The 19,012-nt window shown below is 69.8% G+C and carries 18 protein-coding genes; 9 read left to right on the top strand and 9 right to left on the bottom strand.

From position 1 onward, the window contains the following. Nucleotides 1-83: 83 nt before the first annotated feature. Nucleotides 84-1,667, bottom strand: a complete 1,584-nt coding sequence (locus B5D60_RS07835) for an ABC-F family ATP-binding cassette domain-containing protein (protein ID WP_078699632.1) — start codon at nt 1,665-1,667, stop codon at nt 84-86. Nucleotides 1,668-1,714: 47 nt separating this feature from the next. On the opposite strand from B5D60_RS07835, the gene B5D60_RS07830 reads away from it, so the two are divergent. The 6 genes from B5D60_RS07830 to trxA all read left to right on the top strand — a co-directional run bounded on the left by B5D60_RS07830 (nt 1,715) and on the right by trxA (nt 9,946). Further along, nucleotides 1,715-3,190: a CCA tRNA nucleotidyltransferase gene (locus B5D60_RS07830; RefSeq protein WP_078699631.1), complete on the top strand. Its 1,476-nt coding sequence runs from the start codon at nt 1,715-1,717 to the stop codon at nt 3,188-3,190. A gap of 44 nt (nt 3,191-3,234) precedes the next feature. Beyond that, nucleotides 3,235-5,289 (top strand): DUF6049 family protein, encoded by a 2,055-nt coding sequence (locus B5D60_RS07825; RefSeq protein WP_153302914.1) that lies wholly within the window; start codon nt 3,235-3,237, stop codon nt 5,287-5,289. Continuing rightward, nucleotides 5,282-6,925, top strand: a complete 1,644-nt coding sequence (gene murJ / locus B5D60_RS07820; RefSeq protein WP_078699629.1) for a murein biosynthesis integral membrane protein MurJ — start codon at nt 5,282-5,284, stop codon at nt 6,923-6,925. Before B5D60_RS07825 ends, murJ begins: the two co-directional genes overlap by 8 nt. Nucleotides 6,926-6,972: 47 nt before the next feature. Beyond that, nucleotides 6,973-8,544: a protein kinase family protein gene (locus B5D60_RS07815; protein ID WP_078699628.1), complete on the top strand. Its 1,572-nt coding sequence runs from the start codon at nt 6,973-6,975 to the stop codon at nt 8,542-8,544. Nucleotides 8,545-8,620: 76 nt separating this feature from the next. Then, a complete protein-coding gene (trxB, locus tag B5D60_RS07810; RefSeq protein ID WP_078699627.1) occupies nt 8,621-9,595 on the top strand; it encodes a thioredoxin-disulfide reductase in 975 nt (324 codons plus the stop codon). A gap of 24 nt (nt 9,596-9,619) precedes the next feature. Then, complete coding sequence (gene trxA / locus B5D60_RS07805) at nt 9,620-9,946, top strand: thioredoxin (protein WP_078699626.1); 327 nt, start codon at nt 9,620-9,622, stop codon at nt 9,944-9,946. A 61-nt stretch (nt 9,947-10,007) separates the two neighbouring features. Here trxA and B5D60_RS07800 read toward each other — a convergent pair whose 3' ends face one another. The 8 genes from B5D60_RS07800 to rpmH all read right to left on the bottom strand — a co-directional run bounded on the left by B5D60_RS07800 (nt 10,008) and on the right by rpmH (nt 14,692). Continuing rightward, nucleotides 10,008-10,910 carry a ParB/RepB/Spo0J family partition protein gene (locus B5D60_RS07800; protein WP_078699625.1) on the bottom strand — a complete coding sequence of 301 codons (903 nt, stop codon included), beginning with the start codon at nt 10,908-10,910 and terminating at the stop codon, nt 10,008-10,010. Further along, a complete protein-coding gene (locus B5D60_RS07795; protein ID WP_153302913.1) occupies nt 10,907-11,755 on the bottom strand; it encodes a ParA family protein in 849 nt (282 codons plus the stop codon). Before B5D60_RS07795 ends, B5D60_RS07800 begins: the two co-directional genes overlap by 4 nt. Nucleotides 11,756-11,901: 146 nt before the next feature. Further along, complete coding sequence (gene rsmG, locus B5D60_RS07790; RefSeq protein ID WP_197684427.1) at nt 11,902-12,495, bottom strand: 16S rRNA (guanine(527)-N(7))-methyltransferase RsmG; 594 nt, start codon at nt 12,493-12,495, stop codon at nt 11,902-11,904. Between the two features lie 17 nt (nt 12,496-12,512). Continuing rightward, on the bottom strand, nt 12,513-12,977 hold the full coding sequence (locus B5D60_RS07785) for a Jag family protein (RefSeq protein ID WP_078699622.1): 465 nt from the start codon (nt 12,975-12,977) through the stop codon (nt 12,513-12,515). Continuing rightward, a complete protein-coding gene (gene yidC, locus B5D60_RS07780; protein WP_078699621.1) occupies nt 12,970-13,965 on the bottom strand; it encodes a membrane protein insertase YidC in 996 nt (331 codons plus the stop codon). The genes B5D60_RS07785 and yidC overlap by 8 nt, the downstream gene beginning before the upstream one ends. Beyond that, complete coding sequence (yidD, locus tag B5D60_RS07775) at nt 13,950-14,198, bottom strand: membrane protein insertion efficiency factor YidD (protein WP_078701338.1); 249 nt, start codon at nt 14,196-14,198, stop codon at nt 13,950-13,952. Before yidD ends, yidC begins: the two co-directional genes overlap by 16 nt. After that, entirely contained in the window at nt 14,198-14,548 is a 351-nt protein-coding gene (gene rnpA / locus B5D60_RS07770; RefSeq protein ID WP_078699620.1) for a ribonuclease P protein component, read from the bottom strand. Before rnpA ends, yidD begins: the two co-directional genes overlap by 1 nt. A gap of 6 nt (nt 14,549-14,554) precedes the next feature. After that, on the bottom strand, nt 14,555-14,692 hold the full coding sequence (rpmH, locus tag B5D60_RS07765; protein ID WP_078699619.1) for a 50S ribosomal protein L34: 138 nt from the start codon (nt 14,690-14,692) through the stop codon (nt 14,555-14,557). Between the two features lie 413 nt (nt 14,693-15,105). On the opposite strand from rpmH, the gene dnaA reads away from it, so the two are divergent. From dnaA to gnd, 3 genes are all read left to right on the top strand, one after another. Beyond that, entirely contained in the window at nt 15,106-16,590 is a 1,485-nt protein-coding gene (gene dnaA, locus B5D60_RS07760; protein WP_231948999.1) for a chromosomal replication initiator protein DnaA, read from the top strand. A gap of 330 nt (nt 16,591-16,920) precedes the next feature. Next, nucleotides 16,921-18,066 carry a DNA polymerase III subunit beta gene (dnaN, locus tag B5D60_RS07755; protein WP_078699617.1) on the top strand — a complete coding sequence of 382 codons (1,146 nt, stop codon included), beginning with the start codon at nt 16,921-16,923 and terminating at the stop codon, nt 18,064-18,066. A gap of 26 nt (nt 18,067-18,092) precedes the next feature. Beyond that, nucleotides 18,093-18,995 carry a phosphogluconate dehydrogenase (NAD(+)-dependent, decarboxylating) gene (gene gnd, locus B5D60_RS07750; RefSeq protein ID WP_078699616.1) on the top strand — a complete coding sequence of 301 codons (903 nt, stop codon included), beginning with the start codon at nt 18,093-18,095 and terminating at the stop codon, nt 18,993-18,995. Nucleotides 18,996-19,012 lie beyond the last annotated feature (17 nt).

Raw genomic sequence — 19,012 nt, 5'->3', positions numbered from 1 at the left:
CCGGTTGTGAAGTTTCCCCGGTTAACAGGGTTTCCCCTCACAGAGCGGGGGAAACTTCCCCCGCATCGTGACAGTTTCCCCTGTTAACCGGGGAAACTTCGGGCCATCTCGATCGTGCGGTCGAGGGACAGGTCGGCGAGGAACGACGCGTCGTGGCTGACCACCAGCAGGGCGCCGCGGTAGGAGTCGAGCACCTCGGTCAGGTGCGCGATGCTGGCCAGGTCGAGGTTGTTGGTGGGCTCGTCCAGGACGAGCAGCTGCGGCGCCGGGGTCGCCAGCAGCAGGCTGGCCAGGGTGGCGCGCCACCGCTCGCCGCCCGACAGCGTGGACGTCACCTGGTCCACGGCGTTCCCGCGGAACAGGAAGCGCGCGAGCTGGGCCCGCACGGTTCCCGGGTCGGCCTCGGGCGCCGCGTCCCGCACGTTCTCGAGCACCGTCCGCTCGGGGTCGAGCAGGTCGACGCCCTGCGGCAGGTACCTCCACGGCACGTGCACCACCGAACGGCCGGACCTCGGCTCCTGCAGCCCGAGCAGGGCGCGCAGCAGCGAGGACTTGCCCGCGCCGTTGCGCCCCACGAGCGCGATCCTCTCGGGCCCACGCAGGTCGAGGTCGAAGGGCTGCGACGTCCCGAACGCGGGGACCAGGCCCTCGGCACGCAACACCTCCCGCCGGGCGGGCACCTCCGTGTCAGGCAGGTCCACCCGAATCCGGCGGTCGTCGCGAACGCGCTCCTCGGCCGTGGCCAGCGCGGCCCGCGACCCGTCGAGCCGGTCCTCGTGCATCCCGCGGAGCCGGCCCGAGGTGACCTCGGCCCTGCGCTGGTACGTCCCCGCGATGATCCTGGGCAGGCTGTCGGCGTTCGCTCGGCCCCTGCGATCGCGGCGCGCCTGCTTGGTCTGCTGGTCCATGAGGTCCTGACGCTGCCGCCGCACGTCGGCCTTCGCCGCCGAGACGGCCCTGAGCGCCGCCTCCTGCTCCGCCTCGACCGCGGCCGCGTAGTCGCTGAACGCCCCGCCGAACCATCGCACCGCGCCCGCTCGGACCTCGCCGATGTGGTCGACACGCTCGAGCAGGCTTCGGTCGTGGCTCACCACGACGAGAACTCCGGTGAACTCGTCCACGATCCGCGCGAGCCGCCCGCGAGCGGCGGCGTCGAGGTCGTTCGTCGGCTCGTCGAGCAGCAGGACCTCCGGCTCGCCGACCATGAGGCCCGCGAGCCGCAGCATCGTCGACTCACCGCCGGAGATCGCCGAAACGGGACGGTCCGGCCCGAGACCACCGAGACCGACCTGCTCGAGCCAGCGCTCGACGCGATCGGGCAGGTCCCAGTCGTCGCCGACGAGGTCGTAGTCGGCAGGGTCGACCGAGCCCTCCTCGATCCGCGCGAGCGCGGCCAGCGCGGGTGCCACGCCCAGGACGTCGGCCACCGTGGAGCCGGCGGAGGCACGGGTCTGGGGGAGGTACGCACGGCGGCCACTCACGTCGACGGCACCCGACGTGGGCTCGAGCTCGCCGGCCAGGAGCCGCAGCAGCGTGGACTTGCCGCTCCCGTTGTCGCCGACGAGTCCGTGCCGACCGGGACCGAGGCCGAAGGTGAGGTCGTCGAGGATCGTGCGTCCCTCGGGCAGCACGAACGAGGCATGGGAAAGAGAGAGGAAGGATGACATGGAGATCTCCGGGTCGCGGGTGGGCGGGGGCGGGATCTCAGTTCTCCATGCGCTCCAGCATACGTGACGCAGCGCCGAGCCCGATAGACTCGACCCTTGTGGCCGAATTGACCGCGCACGAGAAGACGCGCCTCGACGAGTTGCGTGCGACCCATCCCGTGCTGACCCAGCTGGGCGCACGTTTCGACGACGCCGGCCACGAGATCGCCCTCGTCGGCGGACCCGTCCGCGACGCGCTGCTGGGCCGCCCCGTCACCGACCTGGACTTCACCACCTCCGCGTCGCCCGACGAGATCGAGCAGATCGTCAAGGGCTGGGCCGACACCACGTGGGACGTGGGCCGCGCCTTCGGCACCATCGGCGTCCGCAAGGGCACCGAGACGCTCGAGATCACCACGTACCGCGCCGACGAGTACGACCCCCAGTCGCGCAAGCCGGTCGTGGCGTTCGGCACGAACCTGAACGACGACCTCGCGCGGCGCGACTTCACCGTGAACGCGATGGCGGTCCGGCTGCCCGGCCTGGAGTTCGTCGACGTCCACGGCGGACTCGACGACCTCGCCGACCGCACCCTGCGCACGCCGATCGGCCCCGACGTCTCCTTCGGCGACGACCCGCTGCGGATGATGCGCGCGGCCCGATTCGTCGGCCAGCTCGGCTTCATCGCCGCGCCCGACGTCACCGAGGCGATGGTGTCGATGGCCGACCGCATCGGGATCGTCTCGGCCGAGCGCGTGCGCGACGAGCTGAACAAGCTGCTGCTGTCGGACCACCCCGTCCTGGGCCTGCGCGTCCTCGTGGACACCGGGCTGGCCGAGCGGGTGCTGCCCGAGCTGCCGGCGCTGCAGCTGGAGCGCGACGAGCACCACCGCCACAAGGACGTCTACGAGCACTCGCTGACCGTGCTGGAGCAGGCGATCGCGCTCGAGCACCGGCTCGACCAGCGTCCCGACCTCACGATCCGCCTCGCGGCGCTGCTGCACGACATCGGCAAGCCGCGCACCAGGCGGTTCACCGGCGACGGCACCGTCACGTTCCACCACCACGACGTCGTGGGGGCGAAGCTGGCCCGCAAGCGCATGCGCGCGCTGCGCTATCCCAACGAGATCACCGACGACGTCGCCATGCTGGTGGAGCTGCACCTGAGGTTCCACGGCTACGGCAGCGGGGACTGGACCGACTCCGCCGTCCGGCGCTACGTCCGCGACGCAGGCGACCAGCTCGAGCGCCTGCACATCCTCACCCGTGCCGACAGCACCACGCGCAACCAGCGCAAGGCGCTGCGCCTGCAGCGCACCTACGACGAGCTGGAGCAGCGCATCACCCAGCTGGCCGCGCAGGAGGAGCTGCAGTCCATCCGCCCCGACCTCGACGGCAACCGCATCATGGAGGTCCTGGACATCGGTCCCGGCCGCGAGGTCGGCGAGGCGTACCGCTTCCTGCTGGACCTGCGTATGGACCGGGGTCCGCTGCCCGAGGACCAGGCGATCGAGGCGCTGCGCGCGTGGTGGGCCGCGCGCTGAGTCGCAGCCACGGACGCCGACGTCGCTCCCACTACGATGACGTGGTGACGATCCGCGCGTGGCTGACCGCCCTCGTGGTCGCGGTGTCACTGCTCGTGGGTGCTCCGAGCCCCACCGCCACCGCCTCCGACGGCTCGCTGGGCGTCCGCATCGACGGCCTGACCCCCTCGCGCCTCTCCGCCGACGCCACCATCACGATGAGCGGCATCGTCCGCAACACCGGCTCCACCCCCTGGACCTCGGTGCAGGCCTACCTCGTCATCCCGCGCACCCCGTTCCAGTCCCGCGGCCAGATCGAGTCCGCCATCGAGGACGGCCAGTCCTACACCGGCGAGCGCGTGATCGACGCCGGCTCCTTCGCCGAGCTGGGCGACCTCGCCCCGGGAGGGGTGCGCCGGTTCCGGATCTCGGTGCCCGTCTCGCGGCTGGGGCTGGCCGGGCCGGGCGGGGTGTACCCCGTCGGCGTCCAGGTGCTGGCCACCGACGACGAGGGCCAGCGGTCGAACGACGCGGTGGCCCGGGCCACCACCTTCCTGCCGTGGGTGCCGGATCCGGCCGCGCCCGTCCCGGCGGGCATCGTCTGGCCGTTCACGCCCACGTGGGAGCCCGACGGCAGCGAGCTGGAGGAGGCCGCCCGATCGGTGCAGCAGGGCCAGCTGCGTCACTACCTCGACGCCGCAGCCGCCACGCCGCGCGAGGGCCGGTCGATCGTGCTGGACCCCTCGATCCTCGACGACCTCACCCGGCTGACTGATCCCGAGAACCTGCCGAAGGGCGTGGACCTCACCGCGGCCGACACGGCCGCGGTGACCGACTGGCTCGCCGACCTGCGCGAGCTGTCGCTCGACTCGGCCACGTGGATCGTGTCGTACGCGCGCCCCGACGAGCTCGCCCTGAGCCGCTACCCGGAGAACGCCGAAGTGCTGTGGAAGCGGGTCGACCAGGCCACCGACGACAGCCTGGCGGACAACGCCCTGAGCGGACCACGGGCCTCGTGGCCCACGATCGCCGGCACCACGCTGACGATGCTCGAGGACATCCGCGCCCGCGGCGATGGGCCCACGCTCGTCTCGCGCCAGACCCTGCCCGGCTGGGAGCCCCGCCTGGGGTCGGTCGTGAACCTCGAGACCCTCAACGGACCGCTGCCGCTGCTCGTCAACGGCGCGCTGCCCGACGTGCCCGGCAGCGAGACGCCCGTGACGATGCGTCAGCGCATCCTGACCGACGCGGCGCTCGGCGCGGTCTCGCGCGAGAGCGACAAGAACTCCCGGTCCGACGCCCTCACGATCGTGGATCCGAGCTGGGATCCCGGCACCACGGGCGGCCCGGTGGTCGCGGAGGCGGTGACGACCGCCGGCTCGGGTGGCCTCACCCGTCCGGTTACCGCCACGGACCTGACCCGCTCGGCCCCCCTGAACTACAGCGGCGACGTGGTCGAGGACGTCGAGACGCGCTCCTTGGGCGCCGGCTCCCTCGACGCCATCGCGAACCTCTCGGACGTGGCCGACCTCCACGACTCCGTGGTGGTCGATCCCACCCGGCCCGACCACGACCGCGACATCGCGGCGCTGATGTCGGTCCGCTGGCGGTCGAACACCACCGCGCTCGACCAGCGGGTGGATCGCGAGCTCGCGGCGCTGGAGTCCGATCTGGACAGCATCTCGATCGACAGCCCGTCCACCATCACCCTGTCGAGCAGCCGCGGCGGCTTCCCGCTCACCCTGGCGAACGAGACCGACAAGACCGTGCGCGTCGGACTGGACCTGGTCGCCGACAACCCCTCGCTGCAGCTCGACGACATCGACGTCGTCGAGATCGACGCCGGCGAACGACACACGTTCACCGTGCAGGTCGACCTCGGCGACCAGACCTCGAGCACGGTCAGCGCACGCCTGGCGACCGACGCCGGCGTGACCTTCGGCGAGCCGGCCGTGTTCAACATCCGCAGCAGCAACGTGGGGCTCATCGTGTGGGCCGCCATGGCCGCGGCGGGACTGCTCGTGGTCGCCACGTGGGCCCGCCGCTTCCTGGGCCGGCGCCGTCGCAGGGCCGCCGCTCCGGACGCGGAGGCCGACGGCTTCGAGGGCCCCGATGAGTGACCCGAACCTCGCCCGCGCCAGTGCCTGGATGGCGCTCGGGACGATCGTCTCGCGCATCACGGGCCTGCTGCGGTCGCTCGTGCTGCTCGCGGTGGTCGGCAGCGCGCTGAACGGCTCGCTGTTCAACGTCGCGAACTCGATCCCGAACTCGCTGTACATCCTCGTGGCCGGCGGCATCTTCAACGTCGTGCTGGTGCCCCAGCTCGTGCGCGCCATGAAGAACGACCCCGACGGGGGCGACGCGTACGCGAACCGCATCGTCACCCTCGGCCTCCTCGTGCTGGGTGCGGCCACGATCGTGCTGATGATCGCGGTGCCGGTGCTCCTGCGCCTGCTGTTCGGCGCGGACATGTTCACCGACGAGTTCACCCGCCAGCGCGAGTCGGCCTACCTGCTGATGCTGCTGTGCATGCCTCAGGTCTTCTTCTACGGCGCCTTCGTGCTGGTGGGCCAGATCCTGAACTCCCGCCAGCGCTTCGGCCCGATGATGTGGGCACCGATCGTGAACAACCTCGTGGCGCTCGCGGTCCTGGGCGCCTACGCCGTGATCTTCGGCGTGGCCAGCCCGGGCGCCGCCGACGGCTTCAGCACCGCAGAGGCCTGGCTGCTCGGCCTGGGATCGACGCTCGGCATCGCCGTGCAGGCCCTCGTGCTGGTGCCCTTCCTGCGTCAGGTGGGCTTCCGCTACCGCCCGCGGTTCGACTTCCGCGGCGTCGGCCTGGGCCACACGCTGCGGCTCGGCGCCTGGACCCTGGCTTTCATCGTCGTCAACCAGATCGCGTACTTCGTCATCGTCCGGCTCGCGTCCGGCGCCGACATCGAGGGCGTGAAGCAGAAGGTCTCCAGCGCGGGACAGGTCGTCTACGACGTCGGCTTCCTCATCAGCCAGGTGCCGCACGGCGTCATCACGGTGTCCTTGGCCACGGCGATCATCCCCACGCTCGCCGCGCGGGCCGCGGAGCACGACTACGCCCGAATGCGCCTCGAGCTGAGCCGCACGCTGCGCCTGGCCCTGATGCTGATCGCGCCCATCGCGGTCGCGGTGGCCTGCCTCGGACTGCCGATCGCGTCGGTCCTGGCGGGATTCGGCGCGGCGCGCGGCAACACCGACGCCATCGGGACGACCATCTCGGCCTTCGCCCTGGCGCTGGTCATGTTCAGCACCCACTACATCGTCCTGCGCGGGTTCTACGCGCTGGAGGACACCCGGACGCCCTTCTGGATCCAGCTGGCCATCGCCGGCGTGAACATCGCCCTGGCCGTCGCGCTCACCACCGGCGCCGCGCCGATCGAGGTCTCCACGCGGCTGGCCCTGGCCTACGGACTGGCCTACACGGTGGGCCTGGCGATCTCGGCCACGGTGCTGTCACGTCGGATCGGGTCGCTGGCCGATCCCGAGACGGTGCGCTTCGTCGTCAGGCTCGCCCTCGTCTGCCTCGCGGCGGCCGCGGTGATGCTGCTCGGCCGCTGGGGCTGGGGCCGCTTCGTGGCCGAGGGCGACCTCTCGCCGCTTTCCGCGCTGGGCGAGCTCGTCCTGGTGGGCCTGGCCGGCGCGGTCACCACGGTCCTGGTCGCGCGCCTGCTGCGTGTGGAGGAGCTGAGGTATGTGGTCTCAAGCGTCATGCGGCGTGGCTGACGCCCGTACGATGGACGTGGTGCGCCCGCACCCGCCGAGGAGGACTGATGAGCGACCGGAGACCCCACGTCTCCGGCGACGTGCTCGCCTCACGGTACGAGCTCGCCGACCTGGTCAGTGAGAGCCTCGGCGCCTCCAACTGGAGGGCCGTCGACCGGGTCCTGCACCGCAACGTACGGGTGGAGCTGCTCCCCGCCGACGATCCCCGCGGCCCGAACTTTCTCGAGGCCGCCCGACGTTCGACGAGCGTCACCGACCACCGGTTCCTGCGGGTCCTCGACCTGCTCCAGGACGAGGACGGCGTCCATGTCGTGGTGCGCGAATGGGCCAAGGCCACGCCGCTGAGCCGCCTGCTGGCCCAGTCGCCCCTGCCGAACCGGCGCGCCGCCGCGATCGTCGCCGAGGTGGCCGAGTCGCTCGCCCACGCCCACGACCGCGGCCTCGTGCACCGCCGCCTCACGCCGCACCAGATCCTGCTGAAGGAGTCCGGGGCTGTCCGGATCGTCGGCCTCGGCGTCGCCACCGCGCTCGCGCCCGCCGACCACCAGGACTCCGACGACGACCTCGCGGCCTACCGTGCCGCGGACGTGCAGGCCCTCGGCAAGGTGCTCTATGCCTGCCTCGTGAGCCGCTGGCCCGGAGGGCACGTCGACGGGCTGCGCGCCGCTCCCACCGAGCACGGTCACCTCCTGCGGCCGCGGAAGGTGCGTGCCGGCGTCCTGCGGGACGTCGACGACATCTGCGACCGCATCCTGGAGCCGGCCCGCCATCCCCACGACGCGCTCACCACCGCCGGCGACATCGCGCGTGAGCTCTACGAGGCGCGCGAGGGCGACGAGGACCTCTTCGACGAGCCCCTCGGCTACGACGTGACCTCGCCCGACCTGCTGCGCCTCGATCCGGTGGTGGAGCCCTCGGGCCCGCCGCCCGGCCTCGAGCCCCCGCGGCGCCGCCCCAAGGCGTTCGACCCCAAGCCGCCCACACGTCGCGAGCGGTTCGCTGCCCGCATGCAGATGATGACGCACGGCGACCGGGCCCTGGTGCTGCTCGGGCTGGTCACGGCGATCATCCTCTCGGGCTTCCTGGCCTTCCTGGTGGGGCGTGAGGCCGGCCGTGAGGGCGATCCCTACGCCCAGTCCGCCCCGGACGCACCGGTGCGGGTGCTGCCGGTCTCGCGCGTCGTCGACTTCGACCCCCAGGGCGAGGACAAGACCGAGAACCCGGACCAGGCGGAGCTCATCCTCGACGAGGATCCCGACAACGGGTGGCGCACCAGCACGTACTACGGGCGGGCCGACCTCGGCGGGCTCAAGGACGGCGTCGGCCTGATCCTCGACCTCGGCACCGTGCGTCAGGCCGAGCAGGTGCGCCTGCGGCTGGCCGGCAGCCCCACCGACCTGTCGATCCTCACCGCTCCGTCGTCGATCAGCGAGCTGCCGACCTCACTCGACGACCTCCGCGAGGTCGCCACGCTGAACGGCGCGGCCGAGGATCTCTCCGTGGCTCTGCCGCGCGACGTTCGCACGCGCTACGTGGTCGTGTGGCTGCGCGGACTGCCCCAGATCGCCGAGGGCGAGTACCGCGGAGAGATCCGTGCGGCGATCGTCCGCGGCCGGTGAGCCGCCCGCGCCGCCGGGGAACATTCACCACCTAGAATCCGTTGAAGCACGTGAACCCGATCGAAAGCGCTCCTTCATGACCGACGACGTCCGCAGTCTCATCATCATCGGCTCCGGCCCCTCCGGGTACACCGCTGCCATCTACGCCGCGCGTGCCAACCTCAAGCCGCTCGTGTTCGAGGGCTCGGTCACCGCCGGTGGCGCCCTGATGAACACCACCGACGTGGAGAACTTCCCGGGCTTCCCCGACGGCATCATGGGCCCGGCCCTGATGGACAACCTGCGCGCCCAGGCCGACCGCTTCGGCGCCGAGCTGGTGTCCGACGACGTCACCTCGGTGGACCTCACCGGCGACGTCAAGACCGTGGCCCTGGCCAACGGCAGCACGTACCGCGCCCACGCCGTGATCCTCGCGATGGGCTCGGGCTACCGCAAGCTCGGCATCGAGGGCGAGGACGCGCTCTCGGGTCACGGTGTCAGCTGGTGCGCGACGTGTGACGGCTTCTTCTTCCGCGGCAAGGACATCGCCGTCGTGGGCGGCGGCGACTCCGCCGTCGAGGAGGCCCTGTTCCTCACGCGCTTCGCCGACAAGGTCACGCTGATCCACCGACGCGACGAGTTGCGCGCCAGCAAGATCATGGCCGACCGCGCCTACGCCAACGACAAGCTCGAGTTCGCGTGGAACAGCGCCGTCGACCAGATCCACGGCGACGGCATCCTCGAGGGCGTCACGCTGCGCGACACCCGGACGGGTGAGACCCGCCGGCTCGACGTCAGCGGCCTGTTCATCGCGATCGGCCACGATCCGCGCTCCGAGCTGCTGACGGGCCAGGTCGACCTCGACGACGAGGGCTACGTCCTCGTCCAGCCCGGCTCCACCGCCACCAACCTGCGAGGCGTCTTCGCCGCGGGCGACCTCGTCGACCACACCTACCGCCAGGCCATCACGGCCGCGGGCACCGGCTGCCAGGCCGCCCTGGACGCCGAGCGCTTCCTTGCCGACATCGAGCATGCCGGCTTCCCCGAGCCTGCGGTCGCCCTGACCGACTGACCACCACCACCCAGAGGAGAATCCATGGCTGACATCGCCGCCGTCACCGACGCCGACTTCGAGTCCACCGTCCTGAAGGCCGAGGGCCCGGTCCTCGTCGACTTCTGGGCATCCTGGTGCGGCCCGTGCCGCCAGCTCGCTCCGATCCTCGAGGAGATCGCGAACGAGAAGGAGGGCGCGCTGACCATCGTCAAGATGGACGCCGACGCCAACCCGGTCACCCCCGCGCAGTACCGCGTGACCGGCCTGCCGACGATCAACCTGTACTACCAGGGCGAGCTCGTCCGCAGCATCGTGGGCGTCCGCCCCAAGTCCGCGATCCTCACCGAGATCTCGGAGTTCGTGGCCTGACCTGCTGAATCAATAAAGCCACTTGTCGATTTGTCGACAAGTGGCTTTATTGTTTTCTCGACTACTGCTGCGGCTTGGGCGCCGGGTCCATCAGCTCGACGATGCGCTCCAGGTCCCCGATCGTGGCGAACTCGACCACGATCTTGCCCTTGGACTTGCCGAAGTCGACCTTCACCCGGGTGTCGAACCGCTCGGAGAGACGGTGCGCCAGCTCACCGACACGGGCCGAGGTGGGCCGCGTCGACAGCTTCCGTGCCGCGGGGGTGGCCTCCTCGTCGCCGAATCGGACGATCTCCTCCAGCTGGCGTACCGAGATGCCCTCCGCGACCACGCGCGAGGCCAGGCGGTCCTGCAGGTCGGGGTTCGGCACCGAGAGCAGGGCCCGGGCGTGCCCGGCCGAGAGCACGCCGGCGGCCACCCGGCGCTGCACGGCCGGAGGCAGCTTCAGCAGCCGGATCGTGTTCGTGATCTGGGGACGCGAGCGTCCGATCCGCTCGGAGAGCTCCTCCTGGGTGCAGCCGAAGTCCTCGAGCAGCTGCTGGTAGGCGGCCGCCTCCTCCAACGGGTTGAGCTCCGACCGGTGCAGGTTCTCCAGCAGCGCGTCACGCAGCAGGTCCTCGTCGGTGGTCTCGCGCACGACCGCCGTGATGTTCGGCAGCTCAGCCTTCTGGTGGGCGCGCCAGCGCCGCTCCCCCATGATCAGCTCGTACGCCTCCGGGCCGGTCTGGCGCACCACGATCGGCTGCAGCAGGCCGATCTCCTTGATGGAGTGCACGAGCTCGGCCATGGCCTCCTCGTCGAACGCCGTACGCGGCTGGCGAGGGTTCGGCGAGATCTGGCCCACGGGGATGTCGCGCAGACGCGCTCCCTGGACCTCGGCGAGTCCGGACTCCTTCGCCTGGGCGGGCGACGTGGGAATCAGGGCCGAGAGCCCGCGTCCGAGTCCGGGTCGAGGGTTGCTCATGACGATGCTCCTTGCTGCGCGAGGGCCGCGCCGCGCTCAGTGATCTCGCGGGCCGCCTCCAGGTAGGAGAGCGCCCCCGTCGAGGTGGGATCGTACGTGATGATCGTCTGCTGATAGCCCGGTGCCTCGCTGATGCGCACCGATCGCGGGATCGCGGTGGACAGCACTCGATCCCCGAAATGCCCTCGAACCTCAGCGGCCACGCTCGACGAGAGGTTCGTGCGGGCGTCGTGCATCGTCAACAGGATGGTCGACACGTCCAGATCGGAGTTCAGGTGCTGCTGGACGAGCTCGATGTTGCCCAACAGCTGGCTCAGGCCCTCCAGCGCGTAGTACTCGCACTGGATCGGGATCAGCACCTCGCGCGCGGCGACCATCGCGTTCACCGTGAGCAGGCCCAGTGACGGCGGGCAGTCGATGAAGACGTAGTCGATGTCGCGGCCGGGGCCCTCGAGGTAGGCGTCGATCGCCGCGCGCAGCCGGCGTTCGCGCTGCTCGAGCATCACGAGCTCGATCTCGGCGCCCGCGAGGTCGATGGTGGCCGGCACGACGCGAAGGCCCGGTACGTCGGGGCTCGTCTGCACGGCTTCCTGGATCGGCAGGTGGTCCAGGAGGACTTCGTACGTGCCCCGGGTACCCGAGGCATGGGGGATCGCGGCCGCGGTGGACGCGTTCCCCTGGGGGTCGAGGTCGATCAGTAGCACCGACAGGCCGCGGGCTGCCATCGCGGCGGCCAGGTTCACCGACGTCGTCGTCTTGCCCACGCCGCCCTTCTGGTTGGCGACCACGAAGACCCGTGTCTTGCGGGGACGGTCGTACCGGCCGGTGGCGGCCAGACGTTCCATCAGTTGAACGTGGTATCCGGCCTGATCCGCGAGGGGAGTGGACGCTGACGCCTCCAGCGGCTCCTCGGCGAAGTCAGCGGCAGTCGGAATCGTCACTACGGCTCCTGTCATGTTTCACGTGGAACATTCGGCGGTTCCACGGTGTGTCATTGGCGGCGCTGGACTTCGACGAGCGTGGTGGGGACCTCGAGGTCCCACCGGTGCCCGTACGTCGCCACCACGATATCGCCGGCCTTGAGCCGAGCGAGGGTGGCGCGCGCAGTCTCCACCTCTTCGGCCGCACTGCGGCCCTTCAGCGCGAGCATCAGACCGCCCGGCTTCACCAGCGGCATGCACCAGCGCGCCAGCTTGTCGAGCGCGGCCACGGCCCGCGAGGTCACGACATCGAAGGTCTGATCGACCTCCTCGGCACGCGCCCGTACGACGGTCACCTTGCCCTCGAGACCGAGATCGGCCACCACCTCTTCGAGCCACGTGGTGCGGCGGAGGAGGGGCTCGATCAACGTGACGTGCAGGTCGGGACGGGCAATCGCCCACACCAAGCCCGGCAGTCCCGCACCGGACCCGACATCGGCCACCCGAGCTCCCTCGGGAACGCGGGGAACGGGCGCAGCACAATTGAAGAGGTGCCGCTCCCACAACCGGTCGACCTCACGAGGGCCGATCAGCCCTCGCTCGACACCAGAGGTGGCGAGGAGTTCGGCGTAGCGCTCGGCTAGCGGAAGGCGCTCGCCGAACACTGTTTCACGTGAAACAGTCACTCGGCCGGGAGGACCACGACGTGGCGGCCCGGTCCGGCACCGTCGGACTCGCTGCGCAGGCCGGCGTCCGCGACGGCGTCGTGGACGACCTTCCGCTCGAACGGGGACATCGCCGCGAGGGCGACGGACTCACCGTCGGCCTTGACGCGCTCGATGGCCTCGGCGGCGATCTCCACGAGTTCCGCCTTGCGCGTCGCGCGGTGGCCGTCGACGTCCAGCATCAGGCGGCTCCGGGCACCAGTCTCGCGGTACACGGCCAGGCGGGTGAGCTCCTGAAGGGCGTCCAACACCTCGCCCTCACGTCCCACGAGGTGGCCCAGGTTGCCGCCGATGATCTCGACGGCGGCACGGTCGCCGTCCACGTCGATGTCGATGTCCCCATCGAGGTCGGCGATGTCGAGCAGTTCTTCGAGGAAGTCGGCGGCGATATCGCCTTCGCGTTCCAGATCGGTCTCACTCATCGGGATCCTCCTTGGCGGGCTTGGTCGGCTTCGGCGGCGTACCACCGGACTTGCGTCGCTTGTCGCGGGACTGCTTCTTCGGCTGCTGGCGCTTGATGCGCTGCTCCTCCGCCTCGGCCTTGGCCTGGGCGATCGGGTCATCCTGCACGAGCTTGCCCTTGGCCCGGTCGCGATCCTGCTTCGCCTTGAAGGCGGGAGTGCCGGGGGCAGGGTTGTTGCGGATGACCCAGAACTGCTGGCCCATGGTCCACAGGTTCGAGGTCGTCCAGTAGACGAGGACACCGAGCGGGAACGCGACGCCGGAGACGGCGAACACGACAGGCAGGACGTAGAGCAGGATCTTCTGCTGCTGGGCGAAGGGGCCGTTGAGCGCCTCCGGCGGCATGTTCTTGGCCATCAGCTGCTTCTGGGTGAAGAACTGCGTGGCACACATGGCCACGACCATCACCATGGCGATGATCTTCGTCTCGAGGTGCTCGCTGGACAGGAAGGTGTCGGCGATCTTGCCGCCGAGCCACTGGGCGTTGGCGATCGAGTCCGCCTGCTCAGGGGAGAGGAAGCCCTTCGCACCCTCGGATCCCTTGCGCGACGCTTGGTCGATCATGCGGAACAGGGCGAAGAAGATCGGCATCTGCAGCAGCAGCGGCATGCAGGAGGAGAAGGGGTTGGTGCCGGTCTCCTGGAACAGCTTCATCTGCTCCTGGGCGAACCGCTCGCGGTCATGGCCGTACTTCTTGCGCAGCTCCTGCAATTGCGGCTGGATCAGCTGCATGTTCCGGCTGGAGTTGATCTGCTTGACGAACAGCGGGATCAGCATCGCGCGGATCGTGATCGTCAGGCCGACGATCGACAGCACCCAGGTCCATCCGGCGTCGGGGTCCATGCCGATCTGCTCGAACAGCCAGTGCCACCCGAGGATGATCCCCGACACGAAGTAGTACAGCGGCGTCATGATGGCGCTGCCGATGCTGCTTAGGAAGTCGAACATGCTTCTCCTCGTTCATGGGCGCGGGCGGGCACGGGGTCGTACCCTCCAGCGGCCCAGGGATGACAGCGACCCAGACGACGGACCGCGAGCCAGCAACCCTTGAGGGCGCCGTGCGTCTCGACCGCCTCGAGGGCGTAGGCAGAACAGCTGGGGTGGTAGCGGCACACCTGCCCGTACATCGGGCTGATGACCAACCGGTAGGCGCGCAGCAGGCTCGCCACGATCCAGCGCATCATCGCCGGACTCGTGACGACGCGGTGTGCAGTGCTTGGTCAAGCTGGGGTGCGAGCTCTGCGGCCCGCCGCCGTGCCGAGCCGGGAAGCGCACGGATCACGACCCGCGATCCGGTGGGGACGGCGTCGATGCGATCGCGCATGAGGTGCCGCAGGCGGCGCTTCACGCGATTGCGATCGTGGGCGGGGCCCACCTTCTTCGACACGACGAAACCGACGGACGTGGCGTCCGCCGGTTCGACAGGTCCGCCCACGTGGACGACGAGGTCGGGTTGCACACCCTTGCCACCGCGGCGAATCGCCTGGCGGAACACCTCACCGTCGCGCATGCGGTGCACGCGCGGCAGCACGCGGAATCAGGCCGACAGCTTGTCGCGGCCCTTGCGGCGGCGCGCGGCCAGGATCGAGCGGCCGGCACGCGTGCGCATGCGGAGGCGGAAGCCGTGCTTCTTGGCGCGGCGACGGTTGTTCGGCTGGTAGGTGCGCTTGCTCACAGGAGGTCCTTCGGTACGAAAACGTGGCCCAGTTGGAGGAGGCCACCGCTCGCCCACGACTGGAACTGTTCATGGGCACGCGGCGGACGTCGTTCGAGACGACCCCTCCAAGGTACGGGGGGCGGCATGACGCGGTCAAACCGACCCAAAGCGGCCAGTCTTATCCTGATCGCCCAGGTGCGTCCACGCGACACGCCGGAGGGTCCCCACAAATGTGTGAACCCGCTTGTGACTGGTCCGTACCGGCTGCTAGCGTCACGGGATATCCACAGGACACCACCTTGCACGGTCGTGTCATCCATCCGACTCGTACACAGCGTGTGGACAACAGTGTGAACAACCGGCGGCAGCTGCATTCAGTGTCGCTGTCGAACTCGGGAATCTCCTGCTACGGCGGGAAGGAAGGCTGTGCGGTGCGCGACGAGGCTGAGCTGGATCTGGAGACCGTATGGCGCGATTCCGTCGCCACCTTGTCCCCGGGAGCCAAGGTCTTCGTCTACGCGGCCAAGCCCCTCTCGCTCCACAACGGCATCCTCATCGTCGCAGTCCACGACGACCTGTCCCGCGCTCAGCTCGAGTCGCGCGTGCGCCCCGCCCTCGAGCAGTCGCTCACGACCCAGGCCGGCGAGGACATCCGCCTGGTCGTCACGATCGATCCCGAGGTCGTCGACGAGGCGCCCGACCTGCTCTCCTCGCGCATCACGGTCGAGGAGGATCCGGGTGACGACAAGACGACAAGTAGATTTATCGACAAAGATGACGACTTCGAGGACGACGACGATTCGCTGACCCCCAGCTGGGTCAGCCGGCCCACCGCCTCCAAGGGCGGCCCCGGCCCCTCGCACCGCGCCAACATCGCCGAGGCGCGGCTGAACTCGCGCTACCAGTTCGAGAACTTCGTCATCGGCTCGTCCAACCGCTTCGCCCACGCCGCCGCGGTGGCTGCCGCCGAGGCACCGGGCAAGGCGTACAACCCCCTCGTCATCCACGGCGACTCCGGCCTGGGCAAGACCCACCTGCTCCACGCCATCGGCCACTACGTCATCAACCTCTACCCCTCGTCCCGCGTCCGTTACGTCAGCTCCGAGGAGTTCGTCAACGACGTCATCAACGCGATCGGCGAGAACCGCACCCCCGCGCTGCGACGCAAGTACCGCGAGATCGACGTGCTGCTGGTCGACGACATCCAGTTCATCGAGAACAAGGACGCGACGCAGGAGGAGTTCTTCCACACCTTCAACGCGCTGCACAACGAGAACAAGCAGATCGTGATGACGTCCGACCGGCCGCCGTCGGAGCTGCGCACCCTCGAGGAGCGCCTGCGCAACCGGTTCAGCTGGGGCCTGCAGACCGAGATGCTGCCGCCCGACCTCGAGACCCGCATCGCGATCCTGCGCAAGAAGGCCGCCACCGAGAAGCTCACCGCGCCGGCCGACGTGCTCGAGTTCATCGCGAGCAAGGTGCAGACGAACATCCGTGAGCTCGAGGGCGCGCTGATCCGTGCCACGGCCTTCGCCAACCTCAACGGCACCACGGTCGACCTGCAGCTGGCCCAGATCGTGCTGAAGGACCTGATCGCCGAGGGCGACGACCCCGAGATCACCGCCGGCATGATCATGGCCCAGACGGCCGCCTACTCCGAGTACACGATCGAGGAGCTGTGCGGCCCCAACCGCTCGCGCAACCTCGTACTCGCCCGCCAGATCGCGATGTACCTGTGCCGCGAGCTCACCGAGATGTCCCTGCCGCAGATCGGCGGCGAGTTCGGCGGTCGCGACCACACCACGGTGATGCACGCCGAGCGCAAGATCCGCAAGCTCATGGCCGAGAAGCACGCCGTGTACAACCAGGTCACCGAGCTCACGGCCCGGATCCGCCAGCAGGCACGGCAGTCCTGAGCACCTCCGCCCCACCCACACCTGGGGACACACCTGTGCATGAAGGGCCCGAAACGGTGCATCCCGGCGATCTGCATGTGAATGACATGTGAACACGCGATGATCGTCCACAGCCCGAGCGAGTCCCCCCACTGCGCCGAACACAACTTCATCCACCGGCTGAAACGCCGCTGACCAGCACAAACACCGGTTGTCCACCGAATCCACAGGCCCTACTACGACGACGGAAAGTACTAAGACCGAAACCCGAGTCGAAGTCACCAGCACCCATGGGTGTGGAAGAAGGCTCACCGTGGCAGGATTCGACTGACGAATGAGAGGCCCTCGAACGTGAAGTTCCGCATCGATCGCGACACCCTCGCCGACGCCGTCGGCTGGACCGCCCGGAGTCTGCCGACCCGTCCGAGCGTCCCCGTCCTCACCGGTCTGCTGCTCGAGACCGTCGGCGACGAGCTCCACCTCTCGGGATTCGACTACGACACGTCCACGCGGGCCACGCTCCCCGCCGAGGTGAGCGACGAGGGCAAGGCGCTCGTCTCGGGCCGCCTCCTGGCCGAGATCGTCCGATCCCTCCCGGCCGGCAAGCCAGTCGACGTCGCGCACGACGGCACCAAGGTGCAGGTCACGTGCGGCAGCTCGCGATTCAGCCTCCAGACCATGCCGGTCGACGAGTACCCGCAGCTCCCGGCGATGCCCACCTCCTCGGGCACGGTCAAGGCCGACGACTTCGCCACCGCGGTCGGCCAGGCCAGCGCCGCCGCGTCGCGCGACGAGATGCTCCCGCTGCTCACCGGAATCCGCCTCGAGCTCGAGGGCTCCACGATCTCGCTCATGGCCACCGACCGGTTCCGCGCCAGCCTGCGCGACCTGGCCTGGTACCCCGAGGCGTCCGACATCTCCGCGCGAGCCCTCGTGCCCGCCCGCGTGCTGTCCGACACCGCGAAGGCGCTCACCGCCGGCGGCGACATCACGATCGCCGTGTCCACCAGCGAGAACGGCGACGGCCTCATCGGCTTCGAGGGCACGGTCGGCGGCGGCGTCCGCCGCACCACCACGCGCCTGCTCGAGGGCGACTTCCCTCGCGTGCGCCAGCTGTTCACCGCCCAGGCCGAGACGGTCGCCTACGTCGGCACCCAGACCCTCGTCGACGCGGTCAAGCGCGTCGCGCTGGTCGCCGAGCGCAACACGCCCGTCCGCCTGTCGTTCTCCGAGGGTCAGGTCCTCCTCGAGGCCGGCAGCGGCGACGAGGCGCAGGCGTCCGAGAGCGTCGAGGCCACGATCGAGGGCAACGACATCTCGATCGGCTTCAACCCCAACTACATGCTGGAGGGGCTGTCGGTCATGACCGAGCCGGTCGTGCACCTGTCCTTCACGCAGCACACCAAACCCGCCGCGATGTCCGGAGTCGCGGAGGTGGGAGCGGATCCCGATGGCGCATTCCGCTACCTGATCATGCCGGTTCGCCTGCAGAACTGACCGCGCCACGACGTCGGGAGGCGCTCATGCACATCGGACTCGTCGGACTGGGAAAGATGGGCGGCAACATGCGTTCGCGCATGCGCAATGCCGGCCTCACCGTGGTCGGCTACGACCGCGACCCCGAGCTCAGCGACGCCGGCTCGCTCGCCGAGATGGTCGAGCAGCTGCCGTCGCCGAAGGTCGTGTGGGTGATGGTCCCGCACGGCGACCCCACGCACAGCACCATCACCGAGCTCAAGGAGCTGCTGTCAGAGGGCGACGTGGTCGTCGACGGCGGCAACTCGCGCTGGACCGATGACGAGATCCACGCGGCCCAGCTCGCCGAGAAGAACATCGGCTACGTCGACTGCGGTGTCAGCGGCGGCGTGTGGGGCCTGGAGAACGGCTACGCGCTGATGGCCGGTGGCGACGCCGCCGACATCGCGAAGGTGCAGCCGGCCTTCGACGCCCTGCGCCCCGATGCCGAGAACGGCTTCGTCCACGCCGGCAAGGTCGGCGCCGGCCACTTCAGCAAGATGGTCCACAACGGCATCGAGTACGCCATGATGCAGGCCTACGCCGAGGGCTACGAGCTGCTCGAGGCCGTCGACATGGTCGACAACGTCACCGAGGTGCTGAACTCGTGGCGTGTCGGCACGGTCGTCCGCTCCTGGCTGCTCGACCTGCTGGTGAAGGCACTGCAGGACGATCCGCACCTGTCGCAGATCCGCGGCTATGCCGAGGACTCGGGCGAGGGCCGCTGGACCGTCGAGGCCGCGATCGCCAACTCGGTGCCCGCGCCCACGATCGCCGCCTCGCTCTTCGCACGATTCGTGTCGCGCCAGGACGAGTCGGCCGCGATGCAGGCCGTCGCCGCGATGCGCCAGCAGTTCGGCGGCCACGCCGTCCGTGCCGCCGAGGAGAGCCCTGACGTTCCCCCCGCCTGAGCCTGAGGCCCGCGCGC

It is taken from the genome of Aeromicrobium choanae, assembly GCF_900167475.1.
In the GTDB taxonomy this organism is placed as follows: domain Bacteria; phylum Actinomycetota; class Actinomycetes; order Propionibacteriales; family Nocardioidaceae; genus Aeromicrobium; species Aeromicrobium choanae.
This window is presented reverse-complemented; position numbering and strand designations above follow the sequence as displayed.